This is a genomic window from Streptomyces sp. RP5T, assembly GCF_003933965.1.
In the GTDB taxonomy this organism is placed as follows: domain Bacteria; phylum Actinomycetota; class Actinomycetes; order Streptomycetales; family Streptomycetaceae; genus Streptomyces.
Genome location: NZ_RSAJ01001187.1, coordinates 1 through 874 on the forward strand (window position 1 = coordinate 1; position 874 = coordinate 874).

The 874-nt window shown below is 72.0% G+C and carries 2 protein-coding genes; both read left to right on the forward strand.

The annotated features are described in order from the left end of the window. Positions 1-311: helix-turn-helix domain-containing protein (locus EHS43_RS45295; protein WP_125196129.1), on the forward strand; the 311-nt coding region annotated here is incomplete at its 5' end. Positions 312-412: 101 nt separating this feature from the next. Then, positions 413-751 carry a DoxX family protein gene (locus EHS43_RS45300; RefSeq protein ID WP_125196130.1) on the forward strand — a complete coding sequence of 113 codons (339 nt, stop codon included), beginning with the start codon at positions 413-415 and terminating at the stop codon, positions 749-751. The last annotated feature ends 123 nt before the right edge of the window (positions 752-874 follow it).

The window sequence follows — 874 nt, forward strand, 5'->3', positions numbered from 1 at the left end:
CCACGGCCCTCGTCGACCACGTCCACGACGACCGCACCGTCCGCCGCGTCGACGACTTCGCCCGCACGGCCGGCCTCTCGGTACGCGCACTGCAACGGCTCTTCTCCGCCTACGTCGGCGTCAGCCCGAAGTGGGTGATCCTCCGCTACCGGATCCACGACGCCCTGGAGCTGGCAGGCACCCGCGGCGAGGCCGACTGGGCCGCCCTCGCCGCCGACCTCGGCTATGCCGACCAGGCCCATCTGGTCCGGGACTTCACGGCCACGGTCGGGGTCCCGCCCACCGCGTACGCGCAAGCGGCCGCGGGCTGACCCGGCCGGCCCGGAAAAAAATTCCGGCGAGCGGTCACACTCCCCCTCCGCCCCGGGTCAACGAGGTGCAACCGACACCCCGCAGCCCGAAGGAGCACCTCATGTCCGTCGCCCACACCCTCGTCACCCTGCTCGCCGCCGCCATGGCGGGCTACTCCGGCATCGTCGTCCTCACCCGCGCCGACTGGATCGTCAAGGCCCTCACCGACTACGACGTCCCCCGCACCTGGTGGAACCTGCTCGCCGCCGCCAAGATCGCCGGCGCGGTCGGCCTCCTGGTCGGCCTCTTCCTGCCGTACGTCGGCCTCGCGGCCGGTATCGGCCTGGTCCTCTACTTCACCGGAGCCGTCGTGACCGTGGCCCGCGCCCGCTGGTACAGCCACATCCCGTTCCCGCTGGTCTACGCGGCCCCGGTGGTCGCGGCCCTTGCCCTGGCCTGAAGCCCGGCCCGCGGATCAGAAGTAGTACTCGTCCCCGCTGTCCAGCACCAGCACCCGCTGCCGGTCGTTCTCCCGGTTCCGGTCCACCGTCCCCCCGTTCCACACCGTGTCGATCTCCAGCAG

Excerpts from the sequence above, each read along its gene's own strand:
- EHS43_RS45300 (WP_125196130.1), top strand. The coding sequence starts at position 413 with ATGTCCGTCGCCCACACCCTCGTCACCCTGCTCGCCGCCGCCATGGCG.